Origin of the sequence: Endozoicomonas sp. YOMI1, from assembly GCF_024606345.1 — a bacterium.
GTDB lineage: Bacteria > Pseudomonadota > Gammaproteobacteria > Pseudomonadales > Endozoicomonadaceae > Endozoicomonas.
On sequence record NZ_JAHHPM010000073.1, the window covers coordinates 1 to 4,971 of the forward strand.

Genomic DNA, 4,971 nt, shown 5'->3' on the forward strand with positions numbered 1-4,971 from the left:
ATGAGCTGCGCAGCCATTTTGGACAGCTGGATCTTCGTTGGAATTCCTCGCAATAGCCCTGCCATTACTCGTCATTCCGCCTTGCCCAGCCGTCCAAAATGACTTGCTCGCTATCATATTCAGAAGGCGGAATTGGTATTACTTCTGTTTCAGTTGTGCTTTGAGTTGGTCAGGAACTCCGGTGATGATCAGTTGGTCGTTGGATTCATCGTAGCGAATCTGTCCGCCAAGCAGCTCGGCATCAAAAGAGAGGCTGAGTCCCTTGCTTCGCCCGGTATAGCGTACCAGCTGGGTCAACTTGCGGCGTTCAGGGGACATTGGGGTACTCATGTCATAATCCCGGGTGTTCACAAAGCGGGCAAAGTCATCCGGTCCAGCTTCGCTCAGGTGGCCTGTCAGCTCCTGCATTGACAGACTTTCCCCTTCGTCCAGTCTGTTCTGGCAGTAATCATAAACCTGACGTTTCACAATCGTGCGGTTCTCTTCTACCGGCTCCTCCTGACAATAAGCCTCGACTGCCTTGAGAAGGGTGTCCGCTTCTTTTTTGCTGCTGCTGGTTTCACTGCAGCCAATAACCTCCTGGAATACGGTGCTGAGACGTTTGCCTCCTTTTGGCCGGAGAAACGATAAATAGCGCCCCGCTTCCGGGTTCTTCTGCCAGTCGGTAATATTGATACGACAGGCCAGCGACATACGGGCGGTGTCCAGGTAGGAAGTGTCTTGAATGGTCAGCTCATCAGTTATGGTGACACTGTGCTGGCTGCTGAGCATGCAAAGCAGCAGATAGCGGGTCAGGCCCTGTTGATAGTCTGCGAACATCACGTAGCCGCCATTGATGGCTCCGGCCTCACTGAGGTTTTTCCCAAGGCAGGTCAGTGTTTCTGTTGTGAATTGGGTAAAACCTGATGCCTGCTCATCGGAACTTTGATCCATATATTGCTTCAGGCATTCGGGAAAACTGTCCTCTGCCAGATCGGAAAACTGGCCATAGCACTTGTCAGGTTTTTTATTATAGGTTTGCAGCAAGTCATCCAGTACCAGTTCCAGAGAGGGGGAGGAGACCAGACTCTGGGAAGCTGGAATGGCTTGTAACTGCTCTGAACCATGGGCAAGGTCCAGTTTGTGCACAATAATCTGTTTGATGGTCATGACTTGATGCTGGAAAGTCTGGATTGATAGCTCAACATGGTACAGGGATTCTGCGTGTTTTGCTTTACTCGACAAACTCCCGGTCTCTTCGTTGGTGTTGTTGTCCCGGGAGCTGGAAGTGGCATAGAGGCCAAATCAACGTTGCCCACAGGCTGATACCAAAACCCTGAAGCCAGAGAAGAGTGTAGATAATAAAATGTTGTTCACTGAATCCATCATGGCAGGTTTTACTGGGGTGGGAGGGGAGCAAAGAGGTTATCCAGACTCTGCCTGACCTGTTTATCCAGGGCATGCTGATTTGAGTATACTTTGGCCATAAGCTGGATGCTCAGATACAGGTTCATAAGCTCGCTGGCAATGACTTCATGATCAATACTAGCACTGCTGTTTTTTTTCGGTTCTGTATATTTCTCAATAAAGCCAATAAAGCCTGTTCGAAGCATCTGGATGCCTTTCTGCACCAGTTCTGATGCATCGGGTGGCAGTAGATGGAGCTCATTGCTGGTGGTCACCAGGAAACAACAGTTTCGATAGCTGGCTTCCTGACCATGACGATAACCGGAAGTAAAGAAGCGTCGGAGATCCAATAGCGTTGGACTGTAAGCCAGATACTTATCAATTCTTGGTTGCAGCTGCCATTCAAGGTAATGATCAAGAATGCAGAGAAATAATTGCTCTTTATTCTGGAAATGATAATAAAGGCTGCCAGGATGCATTTCGGTAGCCTCTTCCAGTTGCTTCAATGAGCAGGCATAAAATCCCCTGGACCAGAAAAGCTCAAGAGCATCACTTAACACCTGCTGTCGATTGAATGAGGATGATCTTCCCATAGGCTTACTATTGATTATTGTCATTCTAAGTTAGCAGAGTTTTGATCTCTGTAAACAGCCCTGTGGTGCCAGAGCATTGCTTATGCCATGATTTTGATGCATTACAGAAACGTCTCGGACCACTATGGTTAACTAACAGAGGTGATAAATCATGGCTCTCACACCTTCTTCTATGGTTGAACTGGGTTTTCAGGCTCCGGATTTCAGTTTGCCGGATGTTTTTTCCGGGATCGAAAAAACCGTGGCTGATGTGGCGGGAAGTAAAGGACTTCTGGTGATGTTTATCTGTAACCATTGTCCTTATGTTGTGCATATTGAAGAAGCGCTGGTGGCATTGGGTAAGGAGTTTCATGGCACGGATCTGGGTATTGTCGCGATCAGCGCCAATGATGTGACTGATTATCCCCGGGACTGCCCTGAGTTGATGGCCCAAAAGCTCTATGGCTTTCCGTATCTTTATGATGAAACTCAACAAGTGGCCAGAGCCTATAAAGCTGAATGTACGCCAGACTTTTTTCTTTTTGATGGTGAATTGAAGTGCGTTTATCGAGGTCAGTTTGATGACTCAAGGCCCGGGAACGGCAAACCAGTGACTGGAGAAGATCTCCGTAATGCCATGACTGCTTTGCTAAAGGGGCAGCCAGTCAGTGAAGATCAAAAGCCCAGTGTCGGTTGCAATATCAAGTGGCGTAAGGAACTGTCCTGAAATAACTTCGGCATTTCTACAGACGCTTCCCGCCACCCGCTGCCCGCTGCCCGAAAAGCAGGAACCGCTTGTGCTTTTGCGGGCAGCGGGCGGAGACCTTTTCCCAGGCTGAGTAAAATGATGAAGTTATTCCGTGACAAATCCTAAGTCGTTGTTCAGCCATTGCCCTGTGGATAATTTTTCTTGAAAATCTCCTGCCCCATGGCGTTGATTTGCTGGTCAATCATAAGGCAGAATGTGTCCAGAAGCTGCTGATGTGCTTGGCTATCCTGGCTGGCCTGACGCAGCAGGGTAACCGCTGCTTCTACCGTTGATAAGGCACCTTCTCCCGGTGCTTTGCGAATGCGATAGTCGGATATGGCAAGATCGGTGAGTTCAATGCTGGGGAGTTGTTGCAATTGTGGGTTGCGGTAATAGATCTTTTTGGCTTTTCGCCAGGTTCCATCCAGGATGATCATTACTTCCGGCATCGCTGTTCGCAGAATATCCTGGCTGGCTTGGGCATTAGCCCCGGGAAATAGCAGATAGCAGGCCTTTTCTGCCAGTGTTTTCAGGAATCCGGCATGACCGGAAAAATCTTCACCCACCCATACCTGGCAATTACCGATACCCAGCTCCAGAATGCGTGCCGTATTCAATGGGTGTCTGGACTCTCGAGGGTGCTGCAGAATAATAATATCCATGCAGGCGGTTTCTTCTTTCAGCGCTGAACAGTAACACTGCGTTTCCGGGCGTTGGCATCGAGGACATAGGGATCTGGGCATGAGTGTTAACGTTATTTCCGGGAGGCTGTTCGAGAGTAGCGCCCCCGGCAAGAATTGCGAGGTAGATAGCCAGCGAACAGTTTATACCATTCGCCCGGTTAACTATCTTTTTGGCTGGAGAATCAAGCGTTCTTCATCTGAAAAATCAGCTTTTCAGCGGTGCAGTCAAACTCAAACATGGCGTGAATCACGGTTTGGCCATGTTCATCAACGGTTTCAGCAGAGATTTTACAGTTACCGGAACCGATTTTTGCCGCCTCTTCTTTCAGGGTATCAAGTTGTGATTCAGCATTAACGCCAGAGAGGTCGATGGTCAACACGGTATCGTCTTCTTTAATAATGGTGCCAACTTCTACGCAGTTACAGGCAAGGCTTTCAAACGGGTCTTTCTCATTCATGGCTACTACTCACAAAAATACGGTCGTCCAGACAAAAAAAGCCAGGGAAGTCCCCAGCTTTTTTATTGTTGAATCCGGATCATAGCGTTGAATAAAGATTCACACCAGCAGATTCATGACAAACATGGTCGGCAGTGTATCATCAAGCCATCAAGGATTGATCACGTCTTTCTTGTTCTTGACGCTTGGAAATTACATAAAACTGATCCGCTATATTGATCCGGTAGAGCGCATCAAGGCAGCGTTCGTAAAAATCATCCAAATTATCCAGACATTCATATATGGATCTGTTTGACAAGGAAGATATGTCAATAGCAGGTTGTTGCGTTCTTCTGAGGTCGATGCCTTCTAAGACATATTCATGAAATGGTTGGCCAACACCTTTCCTGTCAAAATCACTGATTAGCTCTTTTAATGCACCATTTCTTTCTAAACGGTAGGGGTTATCTTTAAGATAGCTATAGATGTTATCAAAAAAGCTTTTTTTCTTTTAATCAAAAAAAATATCGGACATTTCAAAGTATGGATGGAACGCCTGCCAGTAAAAATCATCTCCGAAGATATCTTTTCCATAAGGGCAATTGTGAAAACTCAAATAATCATGGAATAATTCGAGAGTCCATCCGGAAGAGCGAGCTGTTGCTTGCCGGGAAGTTGCCGCAGGAACCAAATCTGATGCAGTCTGGTTTGCCGAATTGTTCGGAGGTAATTCTGTAACATGCCGCCTGGACAGGGGTGTCACATGATCTGTATCGTCAGGGGAAAAATTTTGTCTATCTCCGACCCGATGGGGGTGGCCATCAGTGTTGGTACTCTCTGTTTCAGACGCAGGCTCCATATTTTCAACTGCTGCCTGATTGCCCAAGTGCTCAGGGCCGGAAAAGTTTATTGTACTATCCATGATCAAAACCTCTTTAAGTTCTACTTATCTTCAAACATAAACAACTGGCAGATCGCCAACCCATAGCTAATACCATGAGGATAATACAAAGATTGTTATTAGCATAATGACAGCGGTATTAGTAATAAGTAGTTAACCAAATGAAATCATATTTTCTGACTAAGTGAGCAGTCACTCTGCGGCGTTACAACTCCGGTCACATAGCTAAGGCTATGCTCCCTTC

General features: G+C 47.0%; 6 protein-coding genes. 1 reads left to right on the forward strand and 5 read right to left on the reverse strand.

The genetic code is table 11. The features are described 5' to 3' along the window. Positions 1–138: 138 nt before the first annotated feature. Both KDK15_RS02725 and KDK15_RS02730 read right to left on the reverse strand, forming a co-directional pair. The gene (locus KDK15_RS02725; RefSeq protein WP_257293832.1) at positions 139–1,224 is read right to left on the reverse strand and encodes a nucleoid-associated protein; all 1,086 of its coding nucleotides are present in this window, start codon (positions 1,222–1,224) and stop codon (positions 139–141) included. Between the two features lie 152 nt (positions 1,225–1,376). Next, entirely contained in the window at positions 1,377–2,003 is a 627-nt protein-coding gene (locus tag KDK15_RS02730) for a TetR/AcrR family transcriptional regulator (protein WP_257293833.1), read from the reverse strand. 127 nt (positions 2,004–2,130) lie between these two features. On the opposite strand from KDK15_RS02730, the gene KDK15_RS02735 reads away from it, so the two are divergent. Beyond that, complete coding sequence (locus KDK15_RS02735) at positions 2,131–2,685, forward strand: thioredoxin family protein (RefSeq protein ID WP_257293834.1); 555 nt, start codon at positions 2,131–2,133, stop codon at positions 2,683–2,685. A gap of 155 nt (positions 2,686–2,840) precedes the next feature. On the opposite strand, the gene KDK15_RS02740 is transcribed toward KDK15_RS02735, so the two are convergent. The 3 genes from KDK15_RS02740 to KDK15_RS02750 all read right to left on the reverse strand — a co-directional run bounded on the left by KDK15_RS02740 (position 2,841) and on the right by KDK15_RS02750 (position 4,748). Next, on the reverse strand, positions 2,841–3,449 hold the full coding sequence (locus tag KDK15_RS02740; RefSeq protein ID WP_257293835.1) for a tRNA-uridine aminocarboxypropyltransferase: 609 nt from the start codon (positions 3,447–3,449) through the stop codon (positions 2,841–2,843). A gap of 122 nt (positions 3,450–3,571) precedes the next feature. Further along, positions 3,572–3,847, reverse strand: a complete 276-nt coding sequence (locus tag KDK15_RS02745) for a YfcZ/YiiS family protein (protein WP_257293836.1) — start codon at positions 3,845–3,847, stop codon at positions 3,572–3,574. A 490-nt stretch (positions 3,848–4,337) separates the two neighbouring features. Further along, on the reverse strand, positions 4,338–4,748 hold the full coding sequence (locus KDK15_RS02750; protein ID WP_257293837.1) for a hypothetical protein: 411 nt from the start codon (positions 4,746–4,748) through the stop codon (positions 4,338–4,340). Positions 4,749–4,971: the final 223 nt, after the last annotated feature.

Bases quoted from the DNA above. Each gene is read 5' to 3' on its own strand.
- KDK15_RS02730 (WP_257293833.1), bottom strand. From the start codon at position 2,003: ATGACAATAATCAATAGTAAGCCTATGGGAAGATCATCCTCATTCAAT.
- KDK15_RS02735 (WP_257293834.1), top strand. From the start codon at position 2,131: ATGGCTCTCACACCTTCTTCTATGGTTGAACTGGGTTTTCAGGCTCCG.
- KDK15_RS02740 (WP_257293835.1), bottom strand. From the start codon at position 3,449: ATGCCCAGATCCCTATGTCCTCGATGCCAACGCCCGGAAACGCAGTGT.
- KDK15_RS02745 (WP_257293836.1), bottom strand. From the start codon at position 3,847: ATGAATGAGAAAGACCCGTTTGAAAGCCTTGCCTGTAACTGCGTAGAA.
- KDK15_RS02750 (WP_257293837.1), bottom strand. From the start codon at position 4,748: ATGGATAGTACAATAAACTTTTCCGGCCCTGAGCACTTGGGCAATCAG.